The sequence below is a fragment of the Salinicola sp. CPA57 genome (assembly GCF_003206035.1).
In the GTDB taxonomy this organism is placed as follows: domain Bacteria; phylum Pseudomonadota; class Gammaproteobacteria; order Pseudomonadales; family Halomonadaceae; genus Salinicola; species Salinicola socius.
Genome location: NZ_PZJR01000012.1, coordinates 109,634 through 135,145, shown reverse-complemented (window position 1 = coordinate 135,145; position 25,512 = coordinate 109,634). Strand labels below are relative to the sequence as shown.

General features: G+C 63.3%; 22 protein-coding genes and 1 other RNA gene. 9 read left to right on the top strand and 14 right to left on the bottom strand.

Features of this window, described 5'->3' with window-relative positions:
• Positions 1-127 precede the first annotated feature (127 nt).
• Both DOM36_RS15315 and DOM36_RS15310 read right to left on the bottom strand, forming a co-directional pair.
• The gene (locus DOM36_RS15315; RefSeq protein ID WP_110643618.1) at positions 128-1,924 is read right to left on the bottom strand and encodes a VWA domain-containing protein; all 1,797 of its coding nucleotides are present in this window, start codon (positions 1,922-1,924) and stop codon (positions 128-130) included.
• Between the two features lie 91 nt (positions 1,925-2,015).
• Complete coding sequence (locus DOM36_RS15310; RefSeq protein ID WP_075570513.1) at positions 2,016-2,519, bottom strand: hypothetical protein; 504 nt, start codon at positions 2,517-2,519, stop codon at positions 2,016-2,018.
• 218 nt (positions 2,520-2,737) lie between these two features.
• Here DOM36_RS15310 and DOM36_RS15305 point away from each other — a divergent pair, with 218 nt between their 5' ends.
• Entirely contained in the window at positions 2,738-4,804 is a 2,067-nt protein-coding gene (locus DOM36_RS15305; protein WP_110643617.1) for a prolyl oligopeptidase family serine peptidase, read from the top strand.
• Positions 4,805-4,863: 59 nt separating this feature from the next.
• Here DOM36_RS15305 and DOM36_RS15300 read toward each other — a convergent pair whose 3' ends face one another.
• The 10 genes from DOM36_RS15300 to DOM36_RS15255 form a co-directional block, all read right to left on the bottom strand.
• Positions 4,864-5,319, bottom strand: coding sequence for a YcgN family cysteine cluster protein (locus DOM36_RS15300; protein WP_110643616.1), 456 nt, complete (start codon positions 5,317-5,319; stop codon positions 4,864-4,866).
• A 77-nt stretch (positions 5,320-5,396) separates the two neighbouring features.
• Positions 5,397-5,687 carry a YcgL domain-containing protein gene (locus DOM36_RS15295; RefSeq protein WP_110643615.1) on the bottom strand — a complete coding sequence of 97 codons (291 nt, stop codon included), beginning with the start codon at positions 5,685-5,687 and terminating at the stop codon, positions 5,397-5,399.
• The gene (locus tag DOM36_RS15290) at positions 5,684-6,808 is read right to left on the bottom strand and encodes an HRDC domain-containing protein (RefSeq protein ID WP_075570517.1); all 1,125 of its coding nucleotides are present in this window, start codon (positions 6,806-6,808) and stop codon (positions 5,684-5,686) included. Before DOM36_RS15290 ends, DOM36_RS15295 begins: the two co-directional genes overlap by 4 nt.
• Before the next feature lie 92 nt (positions 6,809-6,900).
• Complete coding sequence (gene recR, locus DOM36_RS15285; RefSeq protein WP_075570518.1) at positions 6,901-7,506, bottom strand: recombination mediator RecR; 606 nt, start codon at positions 7,504-7,506, stop codon at positions 6,901-6,903.
• The gene (locus DOM36_RS15280; protein WP_075570519.1) at positions 7,506-7,832 is read right to left on the bottom strand and encodes a YbaB/EbfC family nucleoid-associated protein; all 327 of its coding nucleotides are present in this window, start codon (positions 7,830-7,832) and stop codon (positions 7,506-7,508) included. Before DOM36_RS15280 ends, recR begins: the two co-directional genes overlap by 1 nt.
• Before the next feature lie 237 nt (positions 7,833-8,069).
• Positions 8,070-10,322: a DNA polymerase III subunit gamma/tau gene (gene dnaX, locus DOM36_RS15275; protein ID WP_110643614.1), complete on the bottom strand. Its 2,253-nt coding sequence runs from the start codon at positions 10,320-10,322 to the stop codon at positions 8,070-8,072.
• A gap of 267 nt (positions 10,323-10,589) precedes the next feature.
• Positions 10,590-10,686: signal recognition particle sRNA small type (gene ffs, locus DOM36_RS15270), an RNA gene on the bottom strand.
• Between the two features lie 303 nt (positions 10,687-10,989).
• On the bottom strand, positions 10,990-12,507 hold the full coding sequence (locus tag DOM36_RS15265; RefSeq protein ID WP_075570521.1) for a tripartite tricarboxylate transporter permease: 1,518 nt from the start codon (positions 12,505-12,507) through the stop codon (positions 10,990-10,992).
• Positions 12,507-12,953, bottom strand: a complete 447-nt coding sequence (locus DOM36_RS15260; protein ID WP_075570522.1) for a tripartite tricarboxylate transporter TctB family protein — start codon at positions 12,951-12,953, stop codon at positions 12,507-12,509. The genes DOM36_RS15265 and DOM36_RS15260 overlap by 1 nt, the downstream gene beginning before the upstream one ends.
• Complete coding sequence (locus tag DOM36_RS15255; protein WP_110643613.1) at positions 12,950-13,936, bottom strand: tripartite tricarboxylate transporter substrate-binding protein; 987 nt, start codon at positions 13,934-13,936, stop codon at positions 12,950-12,952. The genes DOM36_RS15260 and DOM36_RS15255 overlap by 4 nt, the downstream gene beginning before the upstream one ends.
• A 301-nt stretch (positions 13,937-14,237) precedes the next feature.
• Here DOM36_RS15255 and DOM36_RS15250 point away from each other — a divergent pair, with 301 nt between their 5' ends.
• From DOM36_RS15250 to DOM36_RS15235, 4 genes are read left to right on the top strand one after another with little or no spacing between them, the layout of a single operon-like run.
• Complete coding sequence (locus DOM36_RS15250) at positions 14,238-14,909, top strand: response regulator transcription factor (RefSeq protein ID WP_110643612.1); 672 nt, start codon at positions 14,238-14,240, stop codon at positions 14,907-14,909.
• Positions 14,906-16,300: a sensor histidine kinase N-terminal domain-containing protein gene (locus tag DOM36_RS15245; RefSeq protein ID WP_232823874.1), complete on the top strand. Its 1,395-nt coding sequence runs from the start codon at positions 14,906-14,908 to the stop codon at positions 16,298-16,300. Before DOM36_RS15250 ends, DOM36_RS15245 begins: the two co-directional genes overlap by 4 nt.
• A complete protein-coding gene (locus tag DOM36_RS15240) occupies positions 16,300-17,451 on the top strand; it encodes an extracellular solute-binding protein (RefSeq protein WP_110643611.1) in 1,152 nt (383 codons plus the stop codon). Before DOM36_RS15245 ends, DOM36_RS15240 begins: the two co-directional genes overlap by 1 nt.
• A 7-nt stretch (positions 17,452-17,458) precedes the next feature.
• On the top strand, positions 17,459-18,208 hold the full coding sequence (locus DOM36_RS15235; protein ID WP_110643610.1) for a TlyA family RNA methyltransferase: 750 nt from the start codon (positions 17,459-17,461) through the stop codon (positions 18,206-18,208).
• A 29-nt stretch (positions 18,209-18,237) separates the two neighbouring features.
• On the opposite strand, the gene mscK is transcribed toward DOM36_RS15235, so the two are convergent.
• On the bottom strand, positions 18,238-21,645 hold the full coding sequence (mscK, locus tag DOM36_RS15230; RefSeq protein ID WP_232823873.1) for a mechanosensitive channel MscK: 3,408 nt from the start codon (positions 21,643-21,645) through the stop codon (positions 18,238-18,240).
• 448 nt (positions 21,646-22,093) lie between these two features.
• On the opposite strand from mscK, the gene DOM36_RS15225 reads away from it, so the two are divergent.
• From DOM36_RS15225 to DOM36_RS15210, 4 genes are all read left to right on the top strand, one after another.
• Positions 22,094-23,014 carry a phospholipase A gene (locus DOM36_RS15225; RefSeq protein ID WP_110643608.1) on the top strand — a complete coding sequence of 307 codons (921 nt, stop codon included), beginning with the start codon at positions 22,094-22,096 and terminating at the stop codon, positions 23,012-23,014.
• A gap of 75 nt (positions 23,015-23,089) precedes the next feature.
• A complete protein-coding gene (locus DOM36_RS15220) occupies positions 23,090-23,431 on the top strand; it encodes a YqjD family protein (protein WP_083941837.1) in 342 nt (113 codons plus the stop codon).
• Positions 23,431-23,811 carry a phage holin family protein gene (locus tag DOM36_RS15215; protein ID WP_075570528.1) on the top strand — a complete coding sequence of 127 codons (381 nt, stop codon included), beginning with the start codon at positions 23,431-23,433 and terminating at the stop codon, positions 23,809-23,811. The genes DOM36_RS15220 and DOM36_RS15215 overlap by 1 nt, the downstream gene beginning before the upstream one ends.
• Complete coding sequence (locus DOM36_RS15210; protein ID WP_075570529.1) at positions 23,804-24,103, top strand: YqjK-like family protein; 300 nt, start codon at positions 23,804-23,806, stop codon at positions 24,101-24,103. The genes DOM36_RS15215 and DOM36_RS15210 overlap by 8 nt, the downstream gene beginning before the upstream one ends.
• A 61-nt stretch (positions 24,104-24,164) precedes the next feature.
• Here DOM36_RS15210 and DOM36_RS15205 read toward each other — a convergent pair whose 3' ends face one another.
• Positions 24,165-25,346: an NAD(P)/FAD-dependent oxidoreductase gene (locus DOM36_RS15205; protein ID WP_110643607.1), complete on the bottom strand. Its 1,182-nt coding sequence runs from the start codon at positions 25,344-25,346 to the stop codon at positions 24,165-24,167.
• Between the last annotated feature and the right edge of the window lie 166 nt (positions 25,347-25,512).

The following is a 25,512-nucleotide window of genomic DNA, read 5'->3' as shown; positions in this document are numbered from 1 at the left end:
GATCTCCTTGATTCGTGACGGTTATCGATCTTATAACAGGATCGTGCCAGCAAGGCGTTGCCACCAAGGTTGTAAAGCGATCGTCGGGACGCTGCGATATGCCGCCATGACTCCGGCCCGCGACTGCCTAGATCGACGGCTCCTCGCGCCGGGCCAGCCGACGACGGCTCACCGCCCGCCGCCAGCGAAGCAGCATCCATAGCAGCACGATGACCGCGATGACGATCCAGGTCACCGGACGCTGGGCGTAGGTCTCCACGTAGGGTTTGGCAAATCGCCAGCTCTGCCGGGCTTTATCGACCGCGATATCGGCCATCTGCGAGGCGGTGAGTCCGTCGGTGAAAGTGTCGCTGTCGTCGGCATCCAGGCTATCGTCCTGCTGGCGAGAATCGCTGGTAATGCCGTGGTCGAGATCCGCGCCGTTCAAGCCCACCGCAGCCTCCGGATGCAGACGCACCACGGGCAGATCGAAGTGCAGCGTACGCCCGCCAAGCTGGGCCTCGGCGGCGATCTCGACCGGCAGTGACTGTCCGGGATCGGTCTGAGGTATCGCAATCGTCCACTCCCGGTCGCCGCTCTGGCGAATATCGAGCGCTCTACCGGTGAGACTGGCACTGAGCTTGGTGTTGTTGACGTCGAGATCCGGATGATTCGCACGCACCACGATCCGGGTACCATCCTCGCTCAGCACGGCACTCAGGGCAGCGACCACATTCACTGTCTGCACTTGCTGGCGAATCATCCGATCACTGCGCGCCGTGATCGTCAGGCGGGCGTTGCCCAGTTGATCCGCGCCCGGCAGCTCGCCTTGGAAATGATCCTGAGCAGGTGCCAGTTCGGTGTCGGCGAGCACCGCACCGTCGAGATCGCGCAGTTCGGCACGCACGGTGAAATCCTCGGGACGCTCGTCGGTGCCCAGCGCTCCGCCATCCGACGCCAGCCACACGTCCAGTGGCGTCGAAAAACCTCGATAGAGCGTCGCCGGGAGCGGCGCGCTGCGCAGGACCGTATCGGCATGGATACCGACACGGCTATCGGCGCCGATATCACCGTCGATCTGCCATTCGCCCGGCGTGGGGTCGGGCACGGTAATCAGGTCGTAGCGGTCACTACTTTGCCACTCCACCGAGCCGGGATGATCGTCGCGCGAGTAGCGCTGCCCGTCCGGACCGATCAGGACCGGCGAATCGGCATCCGGCGCGTGAAACAGCAAGGCGTTGAATTCGTCGATATCATCATCGACGCGAAAGCGCTGCTGGTCATCGATGGGTACCTGGTCGCCGGGCAGGATACGATCGAGAACATCCAGAAAGGCCCGTAGCAGCTCTTCCGGCGTGTTGGCCACGGCCGCCAGCCCACCGGTGGTCTGCGCCACCTGCTCCAGCAGAGGCAGGTCGACGTTGTTGGAGAGCGCAATGGGATGCACGACGACGCCGCGCGACGCCAGTTCCGGCGCCAGCTCGTTGATGATGCGCTGGCGTGAAGCGCTGTCACGCGAGGTCTTGTCACTGCCGGAAGCCGGCAGGTCGACCATGCCATCGGTCAGCAGGATCAGGTGTCGATTGGCGCTATCCGGCGCCGCACTCGACGTCTGGCGCAGCGCACGCTCGATGTCGGTGAATTGCTGATAGTCGGTCAACTGGGCGCCCATGCGCCCGGCCCGATCACGCCATGTCTCGACGACCTCGCCACTCGGCAACGGATTGGCGACGGTGGTGCCGAAAGTCCAGATGGACCCTCGCGCGCTGGGCGGCAGCAGCGTGGCGGCGAACTCCAGCGCGTTGGCGCGCAGGTTCTGGGGGTCGTTCTGCTTCATGCTACCGGAAACATCGATCACCATTCTCACGTCCGGAGCGGGCTGCGCCAGCGTCCAGGCGGGAAAAAGCGCCGCTACCAGTACCCCAATCAACCACAACGCTCGCATCTCTCGCTTCCTTGTCGAAACACACCTCAGGCGTTGGCGGCGGGCATCTCGCCCGAAGCATCGACGCCTTTCAGCCGCTGTCCTGCCGGAATCAGTTGACTACCGGCTCTCGCCGCTCTCCAGGCTTGCCCCGACCCTCTTCGGGTTTACGGGCAGGACGCCGGGGCCTGGTCTGCGACGCAGAGCGTTCACGTGACGGGCGCCTGGAGCGGCCCGATCCGTTGCCCGCGTCGTCATTCTCATCGCCGCGGCGGCGAACCAGCAGTCGCCAGGCCATCAGGCCCAGCGCTGCCCCGATCACGGCGCCCACCAACAGCAGCGGCAACGCCCCGGCGACCTGCCCGCCATCGTGCTGAACCACGCCAACGGCCATCACCACGATCGCCGGGGCCAGACCGGAGTAGGTTTCCCCAGGTTGCAGCAGCGGCAGCGAGAACGGTGCCACCATCCACAGTCCACCGGCGACGACCCCTAGCACTATCAGCCGCGGCAACAGCGGCAACCAACGCACACCCAGATAACCGGTGACCAGAACGATCAAGGAAAGCACGCCATAACTCAGCCAGAGTTGCGGCAGGGAATCGGAAAACAGCATGGTAATGACTCTCGATTCATACGATTTGTGCCATGGTACACTCCCAATCGAGAAAGCACAGCCGCCGCTAGCAGCCGTGGAAACGCGGAGCCCGGGCGCGACTGCCGCAAGCCATCTTTCTCGAAGCGCATTTCCAGACGCGCTTCTACCGAAGCGCCTTGGAAACCTCAGCGAGGCGCTTTTGAAACATCCTGCCCGCAAGGACTCTCCCCCGACCCATGTCCCGTTCGCAGACGACCCAAGCGCTCCCCGCCATTCACTTCCGCCGTGATGACGACCCCGACTGGCACTGGCTGGAATCGCGCGACGACCCTCAGGTCAAGGCTTTCCTACGCGCGGCCAATCGCGAAAGCGATGCCTTCTTCGCCCCGTTGACGGCACTGGAAAATGCACTCTACGAGGGCCATCTGGCGCGCCGGGAGCTCAAGGTGACCGGTTTGCCCACGGCGCTCGATCGATTCCGGTACTGGAGCGAAACGGCCGGCGATGCCGACTACCCGCTATGGTGGCGACAAGCGGTGCAGAGCGACGCCGCTCCCGAGCTGCTGCTGGACCTCGAGGCTCGCTCGAAAGCGCACGATTTTCTCGAACTCGGTGATATGGCGATCTCGTCGGACGAGGAGTGGCTGGCGTGGACCGAAGACGCCAGCGGCAACGAGTATTTCGATCTCTATCTGAAACGGTTGCCGGACGGCGAACCGCAGCGTTTACGCCGCCGTATCGGCCCGGACCTGGTGTGGGCGGAGGATAACCGTACGCTGCTTTTCACCCGTTACGACGCCACGCAACGGCCCGCCAGCGTATGGCTGCTGCGCCCCGAGGACGATCACTGCGAGAAGATTTTCGAGGAGATCGATGTCGAATTCTGGGTCGGGCTGGGCAAGACACGCTCGCGCCAATGGCTGGTGCTGGAAACCGCCTCGAAGGATACCGCGGAGTGCCACCTGATTCCGGCGCGTACGCCAAAGACCCCGCCTGTCTGCGTGCGGCCGCGGGAAACCGGCATCGAATACGCCCTCGAGCATCGCGGCGACCTCTTCTATGTGCTGCACAACCGCGACGGCTCGCACTTCCGCCTGGATACGGCGCCGGTATCGCAGCCGGCGAACTGGACGCCACTGGTGCCACATCGCGACGACGTCACCCTCGAGGGCGTCGACGCCTTCGGCTGGGGGCTGGTCGTCACCGAACGGGATCATCACGAAGCCCAGGTCTATCTGCGCGTGATCGAACTGACGGGCGACGAACTCGGCAGCGATGTCCAGCTAACCGACGGCGTGCCAGGGGCTCGGCTTCCCCTCCCCGAGGCCCCCTGCAGCCTGGCGCTCGGCGACACCCCGGATTTCCACACGCGTCAGCTGCACCTGCGCGAGGAGTCGTTCACCTTGCCGGTGCGCTGGATCGAGCACGATCTCGACAGCGGCAAGCAGCACGTTCTCAAGACCCAGCCGCTCTATGGCGATCTGCAGCCTGACGATCTGACCTGCCGACGACTCTGGGCCGAAGGGCACGACGGTGAGCGCATTCCCGTTTCGGTGGTGACCAGAGCCGACAGCAACGGCCAGTCGCCGATGCCGACACTGCTCTATGGCTACGGCGCCTACGGTGAAGTCCTGGACCCCTGGTTCTCGATTGCCCGGCTGGAACTGCTGACCCGCGGCGTGGCGTTCGCGGTCGCCCATGTACGCGGCGGCGGCGATCGCGGCGAGCCCTGGTATCTGGCGGGCAAGCTCGAGCACAAGGAGAACAGCTTCAGGGACTTTATCGCCGCACGTCAGGCACTGGTGGCCGAGGGCATTTCCGATCCCGATCGGATCGCCGCCTACGGGGCGAGCGCCGGCGGCCTGCTGGTCGGCGCCAGCCTCAACCTCGCGCCGGAAGCGTTCTGCGCGGCCGTGCTCGATGTCCCTTTCGTCGATGTGCTGCGAACCATGGAAAATCCTGATCTGCCGCTGACCACGGCGGAATATACCGAATGGGGGAACCCGGACGAGCCCGCCGTCCGTCGGCGCATCCGCGATTACTCCCCGCTCGACAATCTGACCGCCCAACCCTACCCCACGATGCTGTTGCAAGGCAGTTGGCACGACTCTCGAGTGCCTTATTGGGAGCCTGCCAAGCTCTATGCCCGCATGACCGAACTTGGCAGCGCGCGAGGGCCGGTGCTGTTACGAACCGACATGGCGTCCGGACACGGGGGCGCATCGGGTCGATTCAAGGCGTGGCGGGACAACGCCCGTCAGGACGCTTTCATCCTGTGGGCGCTGGGACTCGACGCTCTCTGACGGGGGTGGCGAATCAGGCCATCATCGAATGAATGCGAGGCAGTCGACTGAGGTCAAGCTCAGGGCCGTTCGTCGAGGGGAATGATCTCGATGATGTGCTCTTCATAATCGGCCTCGTCGACATCGGCCTCGCTGACGCCAAAATGGCGAACGCTCATCTTGCGCTCGTGCATGCGACGATCGCTACCGCTGCGTAGCGGATGCCAACTGGCCAGTTTGCGACCCTCGGCAAGCCGTCGGTACGCGCAGCTGTGAGGCAACCAGTGAAACTGGTCCAGGTTCTGCAGGCTCAACTGGGTGCACTCCGGCACCCGCTCGAATCGATGCGTATAATCGCTGCAGCGGCAGCTGCCGATATCCAGCAGATGACATGCCACGTTGAGCGTGGCGACATCTCCCGTCTCCGTATCTTCCATCTTGACCAGACAACATTTGCCACAGCCATCGCAGAGCGCCTCCCACTCCTGCCGAGTCAGCTCCTCGAGGGGAAACTGCTCCCAGAACCGTTCACGCATAGAACTCTCCTCGCCTGCTATCCGTGGCACGCAACGGACACGCAGCGCGGCCCGTCATCATCGTCATTGCCACGCCATCATTCGTCACGTGGGGAGAACAGGTCCAGCACCTCGGGATCCTTTGGCGGCGGCATCTGCAGGTAGAACCCCTGGGCCCGAATCGCGGCCATGACCTTGATCACATCGACACGCGCCAGCGGCCGCTCGGGCCGCAGCAATAGCGTCATGATCGACATCGGTGGGCCAAACTGGTCAAGCAGCGATTGCGGAACTGCCGCCATCCCGCGCGCCTTGTCGAGATACAGGTACATCTCGTCTCGGCGCGGACTCTTGAAGACCTCGCAGATCAGGCGGGAAGCATCCGTCACGCCGCGGCCTGCTCGGCCAGTGCCTGTTCCCAGCCGGCCGCCAGCTGCCGACCCCGCCACCCGCTCGGCAACGGTAACGCCGTCTGCCTGAGGTGGGCAGCCACCACGGCTTCCATCTCCGTCCGGTTGGAGAGTCGTTCAGGCGCCACACCCAGCGCTTCGGCGCGTGCCTGGACGACCTGCTTCAACGCCTTGAGCCGACGCTTGAACGCAGGGGATGTGGGTATCGGCAGCGGCTCGCAGAGCTCGGCCTCGTCCCGATGGTGCGCGGCCTTGACCAGCGCCAGCAGGGCGTCCCCTTCACGCTTGACCAGCGTGGGCGTCATGCCATCGATTGCCGCGAGCTCGTAACGGTTCTGCGGCATGGCATCGGCGATCGCGAACAGCAGACTATCCTTGGCCAGCCATCCCCGCGGCACGTCCCGACGACGAACTTCGGCCTCGCGCCAGACGGTCAGCTCCCGATACGCCTCGATCTGGCGCGGCTTCAAACGCCACAGCTGCCGGTGGCGGGCGTACCACTGATCCCCCGAAGCCCCATCGCGCCCCTGACTCAACGCGACGCACTCCTCCTCGAACCAGCTCTCGCGCCCCAGCTCCGTCAGCGCCTGGCGCTGCTGATCCCAGATCGCCGGCAGAAACACCACATCGAGAGCAGCGTAATCCAGCTGGGCCGGTGTCAGCGGCCGTTCGAGCCAATTGGAGCGGGTCTCTTCCTTGGGCAGGTCCACCCCGCAGCGTTGCGCGACCAGACGCCGATAGCCCATGGCCGGATCCGAGCCCAGGAAAGATTCGGCAACCTGCGTGTCGATCAGCGGCGCTACCTTGACGCCGGCCCACAGTGACAGCACCTCGAGATCTTCGCTGCAGGCGTGGATCAATTTCGGCGGCCCGCTACTCAACAGCTGCTGGAGACCGTCGCTCACCGCCACCGCCTTGGGGTCGACCAGGTAGACGACATCACCCGCCGTCAGCTGGATCAGCGCCGGCACGGGATAGAAGCTCGACTCCCGGAAGAACTCGGTATCCAGCGCGACGATATCCGCCGTGGTCAGCGCCTCGCAGGCGACCTGCAATCCTTCCGGGGTGTCGACCCAACATAGCGAATAGTCAGAACTCATTCAGATTCCTTGCGGCCATGGACGAGGCCCGGCAGTACGGGAAATCAGTCGGGGCAATGGCAAGATTCGTCCCGAACCTCGCGCCCCACGTCTTAATCGTAGGAGAACGGTTGCCGCCCCTGAAACGCGCGGCTGAGCGTGCCGCCATCGACATACTCCAGTTCACCGCCCATGGGCACGCCGTAGGCCAGACGTGAGAGCTTGGCCTCTCGCCCGACCAGATGTTCGGCGATGTAATGCGCGGTCGCTTCGCCCTCGACGGTGGGATTGGTTGCCAGAATGATCTCGTTGACCGCCTCGGCGGCGAGCCGCGCTTCCAGCTGATCCAGACCGATATCGTCCGGACCGATCCCGTCGAGCGGTGAGAGATGCCCGTGGAGCACGAAGTACTGACCGCGATAGCCTCCGGCCTGCTCGATCGCCAGCATGTCAGCCGGCGACTCGACCACGCATAGCAGCGCCGAGTCCCGCCGCGGATCCTGGCAGACCCCGCACAGCGCCTCTTCGGTCAGCGTTCGACATCGCTCGCAATAGCCGACCTGCTCGATCGCCTGGGTCAGCGCCTGCGATAGCCGCCGGCCGCCGTCGCGATCTCGCTCCAGCAAATGCAACGCCATCCGTTGTGCCGTCTTGGGCCCGACGCCCGGCAACACGCGCAGGCTTTCCAGCAACTGCTCGACCAGGGGTGAAAAGCTCATCAGAACGGCATCTTCATTCCGGCTGGCAGGTTGAGCCCGGAGGAGACTTCTTCCATCCGTGCCTTGGACTGGGTCTCGATCTTGCGTGAGGCATCGTTGACCGCGGCTGCCAGCAGGTCCTCGAGCAGCTCCTTGTCTTCCTGCATCAGGGAAGGGTCGATCTCGACGCGACTGACATCATGGCGACCGTTCATGGTGACCTTGATCATCCCGGCGCCGGCTTCGCCCGACACCTCCATCTGCGCGATCTCTTCCTGAACCTCCTGCATCTTCTCCTGCATTTCCTGAGCCTGCTTCATAAGATTGCCCATGCCACCCTTGAACATGACGAACTCCTTCGAGATTGGGAATACTTTTGAAAAATGGAAGTACTGTTGAAAAATGGAAGTACTGTCGAGAGCCTTTTAGCACTGCCGAACGTCGTGGCACTGTCGAAAGTCGTGGCGCTGCCGAACTCGTAGCGCAGCAAAATTCGAAAGCCAGTTCGGGGCGCCCCCTTCGAACACCAACGCCCCCTTCGAAAACCAACGCCACCTTCGAAAACCAACGCCACCTGACCAGCGTCAAACACGATCGGCGGTCACACTCTCTTCCATCAGCCGGGCACCAAAACGCGCCTGCAGCTCTTGGATATGCGGGTCGATACGCAAGGCTTCAACGGCACGCGCATGGCGTTCGCGCGCTTCACGGTCACGCTTCGCCTTCGCCGTTTCGCGAGTCCCATCGAGTTCGGCGACGTCGATCTCGAGACGCCGAGCGTAGCCGATCTCCACCAATGCCTTGGTGATACGATCGGTGTGCAGATCCGACAGCATCGCCGACTGTCCAGGGTCCAGCGTCATTTTCAGCACGCTGCCGTCATCGCTCTCGATGACGCAGTGCGCCGCCAGGTTACGGGTCAGACCCCCGATACCCAACTGATCGAAGCGCTCCAGCCACAGCGCGTGCGTCAATTTTCCGGCGGTTGCCGGAACTTCCCGTGAGGACGTCGCAACATCGTCGGCAGCCCGGGATATCGACGTCTCGGTAACCTCCTCGGTCGACTCCACCGGAGCCGCCGTCTCGATCGGCGCTCGGTCCGTATCGTGAACTCGCGCCACCTGCGCGGCAGCGGCCTGATCGGTGCCGGGTGACGCATCGGCAGTCAGCGCGCCGTCGCCGATCCCCTCCGACGCAGCGTCCACCACCGCCGAATCGGTCGCCCAGGCGTAAGCCTCGTCATTGAAATCGGCGACATCATCGAGTCCGTTCCCTGCGCTGAATCCCGCCCCGTGATCGAAGCCGACCTCCTCGTCCGAAGCGGGCGCGACCACGTCACGCTGATCTCGCTCGGCCGGCTGCCCCGATGAGGCTGGTTTCGAGCCAGCGTCGGTCGAGCCAGCTTCGGTCGAGCCAGCTTCGGTCGAGAAAGCCTCTGTCGACCACGGCGGACGGTCGTCCGGCGATTCGTCAGCATGGCTCGGCGCTGGTGAGGCCGACGGCTCGGTCGCTGGCGATGCAACATTTTCCAGAGGACCGGGAGACGGCACATCCTGCTCGGCGGCCACGGTGCCTTCAGTACCGGCGGACGGCTCGGCCGTCGCTGACGCGGCGCTGACTTTCGACGGCGCCACGGAAGCTGTTGGCACACTCCGGTCATGCCGATCGCCACTCGACGAGGCTGCGCCTTGCGACCCGTCCCCCTGCTGCGTATTGCGCAAGGGCAAGTCGGTCTGCGGCGGCGTGGGTACGCCCTGGGGTCGAAACGCCAGCATTCGCAGCAACGTCATCTCTACCGCCGAACGCGTATCCGGCGCGTTGACGATGTCGCCCCGCCCCTGCAGCGCAATCTGATAATAGAGCTGGACGTCTTCCGCGCTGAACCGTCCGGCCAGGGCCAACAGCTCGTCACGGTCGCCATGACCGTTATCCAGCGCGCCAGGCACCATCTGAGCGACCGCCAGCCGGTGCATCAATCCGGACAGTTCATCGAGCACGCCGGCAAAGTCCGGCCCCTGCTCGGCCAATGCCGCCACTTCGGACAGCAGCCGTTCCGCATCGACATCCGCCAGCGCCTGGGCCAGTGCGATCAGGTGCGCGTGATCCAGCGTACCGAGCATGGCGGCTACGTCTTCCCGGCGCACCTCGCCCTGGCCGAAAGCGATGGCCTGGTCGGTCAGGCTCATGGCGTCGCGCATCGAGCCGTCGGCCGCTTTGCCAAGCAACCACAGCGCCTGAGGATCGAAGCCGATCTGCTCGGCCTCGAGAACGCGAGTCAGATGCTCGACGACCCGCTCCGGGGGCATGTTCTTGAGCGTGAACTGCAGACAACGCGACAGTACCGTTACCGGCAGCTTCTGGGGGTCCGTTGTCGCCAGCAGGAACTTGACGTGCGGCGGGGGTTCTTCGAGCGTCTTCAATAACGCATTGAAGCTGTGCGTCGACAGCATGTGAACCTCATCGATGAGGTACACCTTGTAACGCCCCTGGGTCGGCGCGTACTGCACGTTGTCCAGCAGCTCGCGGGTATCTTCCACCTTGGTACGCGACGCCGCGTCGACTTCGATCAGATCGACGAAGCGCCCGTTATCGATATCGAGACAGGTCTCGCACTGGCCGCAAGGTTGTGACGTTACTCCCTGCTCGCAGTTGAGACACTTGGCGAGAATCCGCGCCAGCGTGGTCTTGCCAACGCCCCGAGTCCCGGTGAACAGATAGGCATGGTGCAAGCGGCTCTGATCGAGCGCATTGATCAACGCACGACTGACATGTTCCTGACCGACCAGCTCGTGGAAGGTACGTGGGCGCCACTTGCGGGCCAGAACCTGATAACTCATGCGGCGCGATACTCCTCGCAGATAGGCTCGCGGCTGAACGTGATCGCCAGGGACCGCGGTGACCACGATCGAAACGCGACGATCGAAACATCGTTGTCAGCCTGGGTGAGCCTGAAGTGATCGGGCCATTCTAGCAGGGTCGGCAGAAACGTGACGAGGCAGGAGGGGGCGACTTTCGAACGGGAGCGAATGTCGAGCCAGACCGGCTTTCGAAGCGCCAGGCCATGGTGGAGGCCATTCGGATGGGGGACCCGAAATGGAGGCGGCCCCGACCAGCCACATCCCGGCACACGCGACCACCACTACCGTTGCTCCCTTCCGGGCCTGGCGGGGTTTGCGGTTTAGCGTTGCGGGAGGACCGGTAAGGGCCACCATAGTTCGATTCATCAACCACATCGATGAGACCGAAGGCCGACAAAGCCTGTTCCATCAAGGCGTTGCCGAGCGAGGCGCACTATAACAGCGCCATCGCCTTCCGGCAACCGCAGCGCAGCTGGCTTGTCTCGAAAAAGTTATCCATGAGTCCGCCCCCACAACCGACTTTTGGCCTCGTGACTCATTCGTGTTGCACCTCACTCCATCGCGGCGAAGGCAAGCGGGATGGCGGCGAACAAAAATGCCCCGCCGGGATAACCGTACGGGGCATGGACCCAGTCACTTCAGTGATTCAGCCGACTTTCGCCTTGGCCGCCTGCATCCGGCGACGCAGGATCGGCCCCACGACGACCGGCAACAGCAGGCCGATGATCGCCACCGCCCACAAGCCGATGGAGAGACCGCTGCTCCACAGGATCGACCAGTCGCCGTCGGAGATCTGCATCGCGTGGCGCAGGTTCTTCTCCATCTCCGGCCCCAGCAGCAGCCCGAGGATCACCGGCACCAGCGGAATTTCCAGCTTGCGCAGAATATAGCCGCCGACGCCGAAGGCGATCATGAAGTAGAGATCGAAGGTCGAATGGCTGATCGAGTAGATCCCCACCACCGCGACCATGGTCACGATCGGCAGCAGATACATCGGCGGCACCGACAGGATCTTCACGAACACGCCGACCAGCGGAATGTTGAGCAGCAGCAGCATGAAGTTGCCCACCAGCAGTGCCGCGATGACCCCCCATACCAGATCGGCGTTCTGGGTGAACATCAGCGGGCCCGGCGTGATGTTGAGCGACACCAGCATCGCCAGCAGCACGGCCGTGGTGCCGCTACCCGGCACACCCAATGTCAGCATCGGCACCAGTGCGCCGCTGGAGGCGCCATTGTTGCCGGCTTCGGGTGCGGCAACCCCACGTGGGTCGCCTTCGCCGAAATAGCCCTTCTTGCCGAGGATCTTCTTTTCCAGGGTATAGGAGATGAAGCTACCCAGCGAGGCGCCGGCACCCGGCAGCACCCCGGCGATGAAGCCGAGCACGCCCCCTCTCACCGTCGTCGGGAAGATCGACGCAATCTCCCGCCATTTGAGCTTCAGCGGATTGACCTTGATCATCTCGCGGCCGGCGCCGGCTTTCTCTTCGATGAAGAACAGAAGCTCCGATACCGCAAACAGGCCGACGATGGCGATGATGAAGTCGACCCCTTCGTAGAGCTCCAGCACCCCGAAGGTGTAGCGCTGCGTGCCGGTGGAAAGATCGATCCCCACGGTGGCGATGATCAACCCGATCGCCGCGGCCATCAGCGTCTTCATCGGGTTCTTGCCGGTGATACCGCCCAGCGTGGCAAAGGCCAGCACGAACAGCGCGAAGTATTCGGCCGGGCCGAACGTCAACGCGAAGCGAGCGAGCAATGGCGCCAGCAGGATCAGACCGATCGTCGCGATCAGGCTGCCCATGAAGGAAGCGATCGCCGAGATCGCCAGCGCCTCCGCCGCCTTGCCTTGGCGCGCCATGGGATAACCGTCGAGACAGGTCATCATCGCCGGCTCGTCACCGGGAATATTCAGCAGGATCGACGAGATTCGCCCGCCATACATCGCCCCGGCGTAGACCGCCGTGAGCATGATCAGCGCGGTTTCCGGCTTGAGGCCCAGGGTGAATGCCAGCGGAATCAGAATCGCCACACCGTTGGCCGGACCCAGACCGGGCAGCGCGCCGATCAGCGTACCGATGAAACAGCCCATCAGGGCGAACATCAGGTTCTCGGGCTGCAGCGCCACGCCGAAGCCGAGCGAAAGATAGTGCAACGTCTCCATCAGTTCATCTCCAGCAGGCCGAGCGGCAGCGGCAATTCCAACCCATAGGTGAACAGCACGAATACCACCGCACCGCTGATCAGCCCCGTGAGATACGCTTTCTTCGGACGCGCGCCCATCCGCCAGCAGAGCGTGCCGACGGCCAGCATGGTCGAGAGGATGAAGCCCAGCGGCTCGAGCAGCAGCGCGTAGGCGATCAGCACGACGACGGCAATGCCCAGCTCGACGAACGTCTTGGCGACCGGCCAATGGTTGTCCGGATCGGGCTTGACGATCATGTACAGGCTGCAGATCGCGAGAATGACGGCCAACAGTTTGGGAAACGTCTCCGGCCCAACGGCTTCCGATCCCCCGAAGGGGACCGGAAACTGGGTGGCGCCGTAGTAGTAGGCAACGGCGATCACCAGCATGACCAAACCGAAGACGCGGTCATTGAACTTGCTCATTGAATCAGCCCGATTTCCTTGGACAGCGACTGGATATCCTGGATCTGCTGCTTGACGAAGGCCTGGAATTCGCTGGAATCCGGGTGGAACGGCATCAGACCGTTGCTCTTCATGACCTTCTTCCACTGATCGCTGGCGTAGAGCTTGTCGACGGCATCGACCCAGTACTGCTTGGCGTCGTCATCGATGTTGGCCGGGACGTAAAAGCCCCGCCAGTTGGGCCCAACCGCATCGATACCCTGCTCTTTCGCCGTGGGGATATCGGCCAGATCGCCCGGCAAACGCTCATCGGAGAGCACCGCCAGTACGCGAAGGTCGCCTGACTTGAGGAAGCCCTGGGTTTCGGTGATGTCACCGGTGAAGGCATCGACGTGACCGCCGATGACCTGCGTCATCGCCTCGCCACCATTGTTGTAGGAGAGGTACGGGATGCGCGGCAGGTTCTCGACCCCCGCCGCCTTGGCAGCGATCAGCACCTTGAGGTGGTCCCAGCCGCCGTTGGCGCTGCCGCCGGCGAACTTGACCGCACGCGGATCCTTCTTCATCGCCTCCATCAGCTCATTGAGGTCGTGATACGGTGAATCCTTGGATACCGCGATGACACCGTAGTCCGCACCCACGGCACCGATCCAGTTGACCATGTCGGCATTCATGCCCGGAAACTGGCCTTGCGCCAGACGCGTCGTCGTCGCCGTGGAGGCAGCTACCAGCAGTTGATTGTCGCCGTCTCGCTTGCTGACGGTGTGGGCAAAAGCGACGCCGCCGCCGGCGCCGGCCATGTTGATGGTCTGAACGCTGGCGGGCACCAGCTTGAGCTCTTCAAGCACGTTACCGACGCTGCGGCAGGTGAAATCCCAGCCGCCGCCCGGATCCGACGGGGCAATACATTCGACCTTGCCGGCAGGTTCGAATGCCATGGCGCTGCTGGCAGTGAGGGCCAGTGCTGCCGCCGCCACCCATTTGATTGTCTTGACTGCAAACATGGTTGCTTCTCCTTGCTGATGAAGCGGAGTTATTCGTGGCTGACGCCAACCTTACAGTTTCGTAAGGTAGAACTTTGTTCCCATGGGCGGAAATTAGGGTGAAGCCATGCAAGGGTCAACGCCGCGAGTACAAAAGCCGACTAAAGTTCAATGTCATCTCGATCGATTCGTTTACAATTGCCTGTCAATGCGCGATGGGCGAAGCCATCGCTGGCTCACCGCCCGCAAAGCGTGAGAGAGCGGGAATATCTCGGCTGCGGGTCGAGGGCCATCCTCTCGCCTTCGTCTTCAGGAGTTTTCCATGTCCCCGAAGTTGCTGTTGATCGAGGACGACCCTCTGCTCGCCAGTACCCTGACGGCAACGCTGGCGGTCGAGAACCAGCGCGTCGAATGGTTCGGTGACGGCGGTGAAGCCCTCGCGCGCCTTTCGCTCGATCACGACTACGATCTGATCCTGCTCGATCTCAACCTGCCGACCCGCAGCGGTCTCGAGGTGCTGGCCACCCTGCGCGCGCGCGACCGTCATACGCCGGTGCTGATCTTGACGGCTCGGGCGGCGATCGAGGACCGCGTCAGGGGCCTGGATCTCGGCGCGGATGACTATCTCGCAAAACCGTTCGCACTCGACGAACTGGAAGCGCGGGTTCGCGCGCTATTGCGGCGCCGCCAGAATGATCCGAGCGAGCCGTTGGCGCTCGGCTCGCTGCGGCTCGACCGTCAACGTCAGCACTTCACCCTCAACGGCACCGTGCTCTCCTTGCCGCCGCGAGAACATCGCCTGCTGGCGTGCCTGATCCACTACGGTGGCGAGCCGGTGGACAAGGCGCGACTGCTCGAAGACGCCTTTGCCGGGGAACCGGTTGGCGACAACGCCATCGAGGTCTACGTGCACCGGTTGCGGCGCCGGTTGGCCGCGTCCGACGTCAGGCTGCGTACGGTTCGCGGTATCGGTTATCTGCTGGAGGCCGAGTGAGCTCGTCAAGGCGATGGCGGCTGTCCCATCTGAGTCTCTATCGGCGGCTGACGATCTGGCTGCTCTTTCCGCTGGTGCTGCTGGTCGCCATCATGCTGCTGCAGGCCTGGTTTGCTTCGCGTGAAGCGGCCGATCGCGCCTTCGATCGATTGCTGGATGCCGCCTCGCTTTCGATTGCCGAGCAGGTCCGCTGGCAGCAGAGCCGACTCTGGATGGATCTGCCGCCTTCGGCGCTGGAGATGCTCGCCACCGACGCCGAGGAACGGGTCTTCTATGCGCTCTACGATGCCCAGGGCCGTTTCGTCACCGGCAACCGTTCGCTACCCTCGTTGCCCGCCAGGGATGGCAATCGGATGAGCTACGGCGACGTGATCTCCGGTGACATGCCCGTGCGGCTCGGCGTGCTGCGCGCGCGCCTCGAGGGCTGGGATCGAAGCGATCGCTTCGAAGTCAGGGTCGCGCAGACCCGCGAAGGCCGCGAGGCCCTGGCCAATCAACTGTTCCTGGCAAGCCTGATCAATATCGTGATCATCGCCGGGCTTGCCATGGTGGTCGTCCTGCTCTCGGCCCGCTTCGCGCTGGAACCGCTGACCCGGCTGCGCCGCGCGATCCGCCAGCGCAACCCGCGCACCCTCGCACCGCTCGAACTGGCACTCCCCCGCGAGCTGGCCGAGCTGCGCCAGGCGCTGAACGAATTGCTGGCGCGCATGCGCCGCGTGCGCGCCAATCAGGAACGGTTCATCGGCGACGCCTCTCACCAATTGAGAACGCCGCTGGCCGGTCTCTCGGCTCGCGCGGAACTGGCCATGCGGCAGTCGGACCCTGACGCCTGGCGCGAAGCACTGGCGACCATGCACGGCACCGCGACCCATACCGCGCGACTGGCCGGTCAACTGCTGTCGCTGACCCGACTCAACAACCCGGAGGCGACGCCGGCCAAGCAGGCGGTCGACCTTGCCGCCCTGGCTCAGCGCTGCGTGAGAGCGGCATTTTCCCGCCATCACCGCCAAGGCATCGATCTCGGCGTCGAAATCCCCGAACAGGCCGTGGTGGTACTCGGCAACGACTGGCAACTGGAGGAGGCGCTGAACAACCTGATCGACAACGCCTCGCTCTACGGCGCCAGCCAGATCACCGTTCAGGTCACCGATGCACCGCCACGCCTGGTGGTCAGAGATGATGGCCCGGGGATTCCCGAGCCCCAGCGCCTGCTGATGCTGCGCCCTTTTCATCGCGGCCAGCAGACCGGCGATGGCAGCGGGCTCGGTCTGGCGATCGTCGACAGCATCGCCCGTGCCCATGACATTCGACTGAGCCTGCAAGCGGCCCGGCCCGGCGATCCCGAGCGCCCCGGCCTGTCCATCGCCTTGACCTTTCCGGTGAACGCCTGATGATCGCGACACCTGGAATCTTGCAGCTCGATGCCGCCCTGCGGGCTCTTGTGCTGCTGCTGACCGTGCTGCTGCCAGCCTCGGTGCAGGCAAGGACACTGCACTTCGCCGCAGACACCGAGTCACCGCAACCGCTGACCATCTATGGCGTCGTCGATCCGCCACAGGTGCGTCCGCTGCTCGCGGACTTTCACCGCCGGAATCCGGATATCGCGATCGCCTACCACAACCTGGAGACGCTGGCGCTACACGCACGGGTACTGCAGGAGCGCGGCGCACCACGTGCCGACGTGGTGATGTCGCCCGCGATGCCGTGGCAGTATCAGCTGGCCAACGAAGGGCTCTCGACCCCGGTCGACTCCCCCGCCGCAGCGGCATGGCCAAGCTGGGCGCGTTGGCGTCAGGAGTTGTTCGGCTTCACGTTCGAACCCATCGTCATGGTCTACCGACGGGACCTGGTCAGGCACATGCCGCCGCCGCAGAGTCACGCCGAGCTTCTGAAGCTGCTACAGCAACAGCCCGAGGCCTTGAGCCATCGCGTGGTCACCTACGATCCGCGACGCAGTGGCGCCGGTTATACCTACGCCATCGAGGACGCCCGAATCTCGGCTCGATACTGGGATCTGGTCGAAGCGCTCGGCAAGACCCATAGCGCGCTGGAGACCACGACGGCGGCGATGCTCGAAGGGCTCAGTGACGGTCGCTACTGGATCGGCTATAACCTGATCGGTTCCTACGTGCAGGATTACGTCGCCAAGCATCCCGAACTGGTCATGGTCGTGCCCAAGGATTATGCCCTGGTGCTGCAACGCCTGGTCATGATCTCCCGCGACGCCCCCCACCCCGCCACGGCACGGCGTTTCGTCGAATATCTATTGAGCGCGCCGGCGCAACGCCTTCTCGCCACGCAGACCACGCTGGGTGCCGTGCACCCCTCGATCGACGGCATCGGCACCGCTGCCGACCTGCGCGAGCGGTTGGGGGACGCCATCCGACCGGTCCAGATCGGCCCCGGCCTGCTGGCGACGCTGGATACCCTCAAGCGCCAGACGCTACTGGAGCAGTGGCAGCAAGCCTTCAAGAACCATTCGACATATGCCGACGGGCCGCTGGCAGACCCCTCTCCGCTCCCCCAGACACCGCAGGAGTGAACACCCGATGAAACGCCTCGACCAGCTGGTCACCGTGCACGTGCGATCGCGCACCCGGGCGCAGCGCCTGATTCGCCAAGGCCATGTCAGCATCGGCGCCGATGGTGGGTGGCGAGTCGTGACCAAACCGGGCGAGAAACTGCCGGAGACGACGGAACTGCGCATCGCCGAGGCACCGGAAGAGCGCTACGTATCACGAGCCGGCCTCAAGCTGGAAGCGCTGCTGGAAACGATGGGCCGGCGCCTCGATGGCTTTACCGTACTCGACATCGGCCAATCCACCGGCGGATTCAGCGACTGCGCGCTGCGCTACGGGGCGAAACGGATCGTCGGTATCGAGGTGGGCCACGATCAGCTCGATGTTTCGCTGCGCGATGACGATAGAGTCACCTGCCTGGAGGGCGTCAATGCGCGCCAGCTACCTTCCACCCGGCTGGAAACACTCGCGCCCGAGGGCTTCGACGCGGTGGTGATGGACGTCTCGTTTATCTCCCAGACATTGATTCTGCCCGAAATCGCCCGCGTGCTGCGCGCAGGCGGCGAGCTATACTCGCTGGTCAAACCGCAGTTCGAGGTCGGTCCCGGCAAGGTCGACTCGCGGGGCATCGTCCGCGATGCCGGCCTTTACCGGGGAGTCGCCGACACGCTGCATCAGGCCTGCGACTCCCTCGGACTCGACATCGATCATTGGCAGGACAGCCCGATCCAGGGCGGCGACGGCAACCACGAATTCCTGCTTCACGCCCTGCGCCGCTGAGCGACTTCCCTCTTTTCGAGGCGGTGCGATCAACGCCCGCCGTCTGCTCCTCCATCGCCGCCATCGTGGCCGGCGCCGCCGACGTCGGCATCACCCAGGTGACCGTCGTCGCCGCTGCGAGACTGGCGTGCAACCCGGGATGCCGACGGCGAGCGAGATGTCGACTCAGGCTCCGAACCCAGTGACACGTCGTTCCCGCTGGCGCTCTGGATCTTCGCCATCTGGCCGTTATCGCCGTGCAGCCATACGTCCATCTGGTTGAAAGCCACGCGAATCCCGTGCTCCTTGAACATCTGATCCAGCCGCCGGTTGATTTCGTCGCTGGCGTAGAGCCGATCCAGCAGATCGTTGACGAAGATGCGCAGTTCGAAGTTGAACGCCGTCGGCCCGTAACTGATACAGAACACCTGAGGCTCGGGGTCCCGTAATACTCGCCGGTTTTCGTCCGCGGCCTGCCGCAGCAGGCGGTGCACCTCGTCGAGATCGGAGCCGTGCGCCACGCCGTAGGTCAGCACGACCCGAGTCACGTTGTCCGACAGCGACCAGTTGATCAACTGATCGGTCACGAAGGTCTTGTTGGGAATGATGATCTCCTTGCGGTCGAAATCGGTCACCGTCGTCGCCCGGATACGAATCCGGCTGACCGAACCGTGGAGCTGACCGAGCGTGATGGTGTCGCCGATCCGCATCGGACGTTCGAACAGGATGATCAGGCCGGAAATGAAGTTGGCGAAGATCTCCTGCAGACCGAAACCGAGACCCACGCCCAATGCCGCTACCAGCCACTGCAGCTTGTCCCAGGAAACCCCGAGCGTACCGAGGGAGACCACCACCCCGGTACCGACGATGGTGTAGGACAGCAGCGATGAAATGGCGTAGGCGCTACCCTGCTTGAGCGTCAGGCGTGACAGCACCATGACCTCCAGCAGCCCCGGCAGGTTGCGTGCCAGCATCATGGTCAATGCCACCGTCATGAGGGCGATCACGATATCGGCAACCGTGATCGGGTCCAGGGTCATCGCCTCGCCTTGCCCACGCTCGATTTCCCACACGCTCACGTTATCGAGATAGGAGAAGACTTCGAGCAGATCCGACCAGATCAGGTAGAACGCAAAGGTAAAGCCGATGAACAGGATCAGCTTGGAGAGTCTCAGCGACTGCTGGTTGACCTGCTCCATGTCCAGCGGCGGCTCTTCGACCACCTCGAGTCCGCCCTCGGCGCCTTCCTGGATCTGCGCCCGTCGACGCGCTACCGCCCGGCGATAGGCCAGGCGCCGCTGGGCGACGGCCAACCCGCGAACCACCGTGGCCTCGACCAGAATCCACAGCCCGAAAATATAGAGCGAATTGATGAATCGCCCGATCAACCGCAATGCGGCGTATTCATAGCCCATTGCAATCAGCCCGCCCAACACCAGCGGTACCAGTGCCAGCCCAAGCCCCAGCAGCAGCCGAAACAGCTTGAGACCGAAATACGGCACGTGGGCCAGGATCAGTCGGACCAGAATCCCGCTCATCGCCAGCAGCCCCGCCAGCAACAGCAGCAGGAACAGAGGGCGCGTGGATAGTTCGGCCTGGCTGCCGGGCGAGGTGCCGCTGATGAGGATGACCGGGATCAGCGAAATTCCCAGCCAGAACAGCAGCCGACGCAGACGTGCCACGTAGCCGGTCGACCAGTGGAAATGGCGCGTCGCCACGCCATCCGACACCAGCAGCCGTCGCGCCCACCCCAAGACGCCCCACGCCAGTGCCAGCTGCAGCAGCGATTCTCCCACGCGTTCGGCGAAATCATCGCTGCCGAGTCGCAGCAAACCGCCTATTACCGCCATGATCAGCGGCCCGTGCGCCGCCAGCAGCGCGTTGTAGAAAATCGCCCGCGGCGTATGCATCTGGGTATCCCGCTTGAGCCGGCCGATCTGCTCGTGCAGGTTGAGTAACCGCACCTTGATTCGGCGTCTCAACACCAGCAGCGTAGCCGTCAGCAACAACACAGGGATGACCGCCAGCGCCCGGATATCCGGCACTTGCCAGAAGCTCGCCAACGCCTGCTTCCATGCGCCACTTCGCACCTGGTCGGCAAGCAGATCGGGCGCATCCCGCCACCAGCTCAATGTCAGCGGACGCGCACTCGCGACCCAGAAAAGCTGCTCTTCGATGACGCCGCGCAGCGACGTCGTGAGACTCGCCAGCTGTTCCTGGTTGAGCTGCAGATCGATCGCCACCGTCAGCAGGTTGCCGTACTCCTGATCGAGCTGCTCCAGGATCTCGCTGCGGGACTGAAACAGCTTCGTCAACGAATCGATCAGCGAAGGGGTGACATCGATATCGGTGTCGGCCAAGCTCTTCTGGGCCAGTTCGCGCGGCTGGCGAAGTGCGTCGCGCTGTTCGACCAGGTCGAACTGGCTCAATCGCGTCTTGGCGATCTCTTCCTGCAAGCCGCCCAGTTCGTCGATGTCGGGCAACGCTCGGCGTTGCTCGTTGAGAATACGCGACAACAAAGGACTGCCGCGGATCGCCTCGATCTGCTCGTTGAGCGTCCGCTTGACCTGGCGCACCCGATCGAGCTGCGAGCGGGTATCGATTGCCTGTCGGATCAGCTCATTGGTGCGATCGGTGATCCCGAGGAGGCGATCGCTGAGCTCGCGGTTGGTCTTCTGGATATCACGCAATACCGGATGTGCGGAGATCGCCGCGCTATCCTCTTCGCCGATGTCGGCGACCGCTTTCTCCGATTCGGCGCGGCGCTGGCGATCGAGAGCTGCGCGCAGCGCATTCAGGCGGGCTTCTTCGATGGCGACCTGGCGCTGCAGCAGTTCGCGGCGCTGTGCATCGAGCTCGCGAAGCTGAGTGTTGTTGGTCAGTTCGCGACGATGATATTCGGCCTGCAGCTCGGCCAGGGCGAGCGCCAGTTGATAGCGTGCCTGGGCCGGATCGAAGCTTCGGGTCTCGCCATCCTCGGGCGTCTCCAGCTCCGTTCGCGCCTGCTCTGCATCGGACATCGCGCTGGCGATGGCCGCTTGAGCCCGCTCAGGCAGCGTCTCGGCACTGATCAGGCGGGCGTTGACCGTGGCCAACTGGCTCTGCAGCGCCTCCAGTTGATCGAGAGAGTCGGACGTCCTCTGACCCAGCGTCTCCACCGAGAGCTGATCGAGCGACTCGCCCGAAGGCGCCTTGTCGTCACTCAGTGCAGAGAGCTGGCGCTCGAGCTCGCGAATACGCTGCGGCGCCTGCTGCGCCGCGTTCTCGAGCGCCTTCAGATCCTTGCGCAGCGCCTCCAGTGAGTCCAGCGTCTGCAGCGCGGCACGCAGATCTTCGCGATCGGCCTTCTGCTGCTCGCTGGGTGTCTCGATCTGCTCGAGCTTCTGCTGTTCCGCCTTGAGCCTGTCGCGTGTCGGCAGGCTTCCCGGCTGTTGCGCCAGGGCGACAGCGCTTGTCACCAGTATGCACAATACGAGGGCGAAGAACGTGGTACGCTGAGCCACTTTTTTGAGGATGGCAGGGGCTCGAGACGGGATCGCGGGCCTCCCTTCCAGCATCGTCGCCGACGTGATCGCCGTCGGGTTGGCTATTCTCTCGGATTCAGATGATCCGCGGGCAAGAGAGCCCGATTGCCTGACTGACTCGCGCTCGGCCGGGGAATCCGACATGCCCTCTCCTCGTCAACTTCGTTCATGCGGCTACCGTCGCTCTCGCAAGGTACGATCTCCGGTCGAATTCGGAGTTTACCGCCAGCGCGAACGGATTCCGAGGCGTTCGTTACCTCGCTGGACGAGTTTGGACTTGACCCGACGACATGCTAGAAATCGTCACTACTTTAAAAGAAGCCTGATTGGCATCGACCGGATCGTGCTTCTCCCTATTGGATCATCTTGACAGGACAGTCTTATGACGCCCATTCGTTCGCTGCGCCATACCAGTCTTCTATTGATGGGGATGCTGACCACACCATTGGCAGCCGCACAGGATACGGCCGCCAGCGATCCGGTCCAGCAGGCGAACGAGCAGGCGGAAGTGCGCCGCAATCTCGAAGCCGAAACTGCCGAGAACCCGCTGGCGATCACGACTTATCGCCGCAACTACATCCTGCCCTGGACTTACAACACCAATCCCGACAAGTCCGATTTCCGCGAAATCACCTCCGAGGGCGACGTCGACAATTCGGAAATCAAGTTTCAGCTGAGTTTCAAGATCAAACTGCTTGACGACATGTTCGGCGATAACGGCGATCTATACTTCGCCTATACCCAGCGCAGTTGGTGGCAGGCCTATAACTCCGAGGCGTCCGCGCCCTTTCGCGAGACGAACTACGAGCCCGAGGGCTTCTTGAGCTTCGACAACCGCTGGACGGTACTGGGATGGACCAACACCATCAACCGGGTAGGTTTTGCCCACCAGTCCAATGGTCGGTCGGATCCGCTGTCGCGCAGCTGGAATCGCCTCTATGCCGAGTCGATATTCCAGCGTGGCGACTGGGCCTTCAGTGTCGCCCCTCATTGGCGTATTCCGGAAAATGACGAAGAGGACGACAACCCCGACCTGGAAGATTACCTCGGCTACGGTGATCTGACCGTCGTGCGCGCCTTCGGCGATCAGGAAGTCTCACTGATGGTTCGCGGCAATCCGGGCAAAGCCCACTATGGCGGACAGCTCGACTATTCATTCCCGCTGTTCGGCAAGGTTCGCGGTTATCTGCAATATTACAAGGGCTACGGCGAGAGCCTGATCGACTATGACCATGACGTGCAGCGTTTCGGTCTTGGCTTCAGCATCAATACCTTTTTAGCCGGTATTCCCGGCACGCGTTGATGACAGCAGATAGCATGTCTATGCTGAAGCCTGTCTGTATCAACCATGCCACTCGACTGTCAAAGGATGACAACCATGACCATGCAATCCATCGGCGGCAATGGCCCCGAACGTGAACGCGAAGCCTCTACCGAGCAGCTCAAGGAAGATCTACGCAATCTGTCGCACACCGTCGAAGAGCTGATTCACGCCACGGCCGACGACTCGCGCAGCAACATCTCTGAGCTGCGCGAGCGCGCTCAGCAGCGCCTGCAGGAAACTCGCGCACGTCTCGAAGCGCGCGGCGAGAAGATCTACGCCAACGCCAAGGATCAGATGGACGCCACTGATCAGTATGTGCACGAGAACCCGTGGACGAGCATCGGTATCGGCGCTGCGACGGGCGTCGTCCTGGGGCTGCTACTGGGGCGTCGTTGATGGCGGGTCCAGCCGAGAATGTCATATCCGCCGCTCGGCGGCTGATCGCCAATCTCATCTCCACGGGCGAGACGCGTCTGCGTCTCGCCGTCGTCGAGTGGGAGGCAGAGCGCGATCGCATGTTGACCCTGCTGCTGCTGGCAGGGGCAGGGCTGATCGTACTCTCGTTCGCAATCGGTATGCTGCTGCTGCTGGTGGTCGTGGTGTACTGGGAAGACAATCGCCTGCAGGCGATCGGTATCTGCTCGGCAGTTCTCTTCGTCATCGCGGGCGGATTGATTCTGGCGGCCAAGCGAGTGGCCAAGCAGCGCAAGCTGATGGCCGCGACCTTGCATCATCTCGAGCGCGACCGCCAGGCGCTGGGACCGTCCCATGACTGAACGTACCCGGCAACAGCAGATCGACGAGCTCGAAGACGAGATTCTACAGCAACGTCTCGACATGACCTCGGCGATGCGTGAATGGCGTGACGCGACCGCGCCGATCGATCATGCCTGGGAGAAGATGATGAGCTGGCGGGTTCCGCTGATGGCTGTCGGTGGGATGGTGGCGATGCGCAGCGCGCGCAAACCTCGCTCGACCGGACGGTTGTTCAGACGAGCCCTGACCGGGTTCATGATGTACAACCGCGGCAAGGCGCTATACCGGGCAACACGCGGACGCAATCGCTGACCCGTGCGCTATCGTCGGTATTGCCTGAAACGGCCACTATTCTCAGTGGCCGTTTTTCATTCTAGACAGACTGGCCGCTGGCTACCCCTGACGCCCACGCCCACTGAAAATTGTAGCCTCCCAGTTGACCGGTAACATCCAGCACCTCCCCGATGAAATGGAGCTGGGGAATGCCGTTGACGGCGAACGTCTTCGACGAGATCGTCTCGGTATCGACGCCGCCCAGGGTGACCTCCGCCGTCCGCCACCCTTCCGTGCCGGCCGGCTTGAAGTGCCAGGTCTTGAGCCCCTGCGCCACTGTGTCGATGTCGGCGTTGGAGAGTTCGGCCATCGGTCGATCCTTCCACGACTGCCACTGCATCAGCGCCTGGGAAAGTCGCCTGGGCAGCACCTCGCCCAACCAGGTTCCCAACTGACGCCGGGGCGCGCTCTGTCGCAGCTCCCGCAGGGACTCCTCGACCGGCATGGATGGCAACCAGTCTATCTCGACTGCCATTCCCGGCTGCCAATGGCTCGACGCCTGAAGCATGGCCGGACCCGACAGGCCCCGATGGGTAAACAGCATCGGCTCGCGGTACTGGCCATCACCGCAACGAGCCACTACCGGGCAGGACAGCCCGGACAGCGATGCCAGCGAGCTCTTCCATTGCGATGTCACCGTGAACGGTACCAGGGCCGCCCGCGTTTCGGTCACGGCGAGGCCGAACTGGCGGGCCAGATCGTAGCCGAACCCGCTGGCACCGAGCGTCGGGATCGAGAGCCCGCCGGTGGCGACGACCAGAGAGCCCGTGTCCACGGTGCGGCCGTCGATCCGTAGACGCATGCCATCACCGAGGCGTTCGACATTGCCCACCGTCGTGGAAAGAGAGACTTCCACGCCGGCCCACTCGCACTCGGTCAACAGCATCGAGACGACATCCTTGGCCGAGTGAGCGCAGAACAGCTGTCCAGGCGTCTTTTCGACATACTCGATGCCGTGCCGCTCGATCAGTTCGACGAAGTGCTGCGGCGTATATCGCTTCAAGGCCGAAATCGAGAAGTGTGGATTACGCGAGAAGAAATTGGCCGACGTGGTCGCGAGGTTGGTGAAATTGCAGCGCCCGCCGCCGGACATCAGAATTTTCTTGCCGGCTTTATTGGCGTGATCGACGACGCGTACGCGAAGGCCACGGTAGCCCGCCGTCAGCGCGCACATCAAGCCGGCCGCGCCTGCGCCGATAACGACGACGTCGTAGGTTTTCATGTCCACACGACCCTGCCTTGCTGATTGGGCGGGCATTCTAACAGAGCCTATTTCCAGCACGGCCTTTTCATTCGCCAGGGGTTGAGGTACTAACGGGGTTCGATAGCTCACAGGACATCGGTAGCGTCCCTCCTACTTCTGGCAACGCAGCGAAGACATCAGCCCA

Bases quoted from the DNA above. Each gene is read 5' to 3' on its own strand.
- DOM36_RS15215 (WP_075570528.1), top strand. From the start codon at position 23,431: ATGGCGGGTCCAGCCGAGAATGTCATATCCGCCGCTCGGCGGCTGATC.
- DOM36_RS15260 (WP_075570522.1), bottom strand. From the start codon at position 12,953: ATGAGCAAGTTCAATGACCGCGTCTTCGGTTTGGTCATGCTGGTGATC.
- DOM36_RS15205 (WP_110643607.1), bottom strand. From the start codon at position 25,346: ATGAAAACCTACGACGTCGTCGTTATCGGCGCAGGCGCGGCCGGCTTG.
- DOM36_RS15315 (WP_110643618.1), bottom strand. From the start codon at position 1,924: ATGCGAGCGTTGTGGTTGATTGGGGTACTGGTAGCGGCGCTTTTTCCC.
- recR (WP_075570518.1), bottom strand. From the start codon at position 7,506: ATGAGCTTTTCACCCCTGGTCGAGCAGTTGCTGGAAAGCCTGCGCGTG.
- DOM36_RS15210 (WP_075570529.1), top strand. From the start codon at position 23,804: ATGACTGAACGTACCCGGCAACAGCAGATCGACGAGCTCGAAGACGAG.
- DOM36_RS15220 (WP_083941837.1), top strand. From the start codon at position 23,090: ATGACCATGCAATCCATCGGCGGCAATGGCCCCGAACGTGAACGCGAA.
- DOM36_RS15250 (WP_110643612.1), top strand. From the start codon at position 14,238: ATGTCCCCGAAGTTGCTGTTGATCGAGGACGACCCTCTGCTCGCCAGT.
- DOM36_RS15255 (WP_110643613.1), bottom strand. From the start codon at position 13,936: ATGTTTGCAGTCAAGACAATCAAATGGGTGGCGGCGGCAGCACTGGCC.
- DOM36_RS15240 (WP_110643611.1), top strand. From the start codon at position 16,300: ATGATCGCGACACCTGGAATCTTGCAGCTCGATGCCGCCCTGCGGGCT.
- DOM36_RS15300 (WP_110643616.1), bottom strand. From the start codon at position 5,319: ATGCGTGAACGGTTCTGGGAGCAGTTTCCCCTCGAGGAGCTGACTCGG.
- DOM36_RS15305 (WP_110643617.1), top strand. From the start codon at position 2,738: ATGTCCCGTTCGCAGACGACCCAAGCGCTCCCCGCCATTCACTTCCGC.
- DOM36_RS15290 (WP_075570517.1), bottom strand. From the start codon at position 6,808: ATGAGTTCTGACTATTCGCTATGTTGGGTCGACACCCCGGAAGGATTG.
- dnaX (WP_110643614.1), bottom strand. From the start codon at position 10,322: ATGAGTTATCAGGTTCTGGCCCGCAAGTGGCGCCCACGTACCTTCCAC.
- DOM36_RS15280 (WP_075570519.1), bottom strand. From the start codon at position 7,832: ATGTTCAAGGGTGGCATGGGCAATCTTATGAAGCAGGCTCAGGAAATG.
- DOM36_RS15235 (WP_110643610.1), top strand. From the start codon at position 17,459: ATGAAACGCCTCGACCAGCTGGTCACCGTGCACGTGCGATCGCGCACC.
- DOM36_RS15265 (WP_075570521.1), bottom strand. From the start codon at position 12,507: ATGGAGACGTTGCACTATCTTTCGCTCGGCTTCGGCGTGGCGCTGCAG.
- DOM36_RS15225 (WP_110643608.1), top strand. From the start codon at position 22,094: ATGACGCCCATTCGTTCGCTGCGCCATACCAGTCTTCTATTGATGGGG.
- DOM36_RS15310 (WP_075570513.1), bottom strand. From the start codon at position 2,519: ATGCTGTTTTCCGATTCCCTGCCGCAACTCTGGCTGAGTTATGGCGTG.